1 pseudogene is annotated in these 231 nt (G+C 61.5%); it reads left to right on the plus strand.

The features are described 5' to 3' along the window. A pseudogene (locus ACPYOI_RS37240) lies at window positions 1-231 on the plus strand (sugar ABC transporter substrate-binding protein); the annotation flags it as partial.

The following is a 231-nucleotide window of genomic DNA, read 5'->3' on the forward strand; positions in this document are numbered from 1 at the left end:
ATCCACGACAAGCTCGGCATTGCCGGTTACGGCCTCGCGGCTCGCAAGAATGCCGGCACTACGCCGTACCGCTTCACGCCGCAGCTGTGGGCCTATGGCGGCGGCGTTTTCGACGAAGCTACCACCAACCCGACCTATAAGGATGTCGAGCTCTATAGCCCGCAGAGCAAGGCGGCATTGCAAGCCTCCCACGACATGTATGTCCGCGAAAAGTCGGTTCCGGTTTCGGCG

The sequence above is a fragment of the Rhizobium sp. SVR5-2C genome (assembly GCF_056755115.1).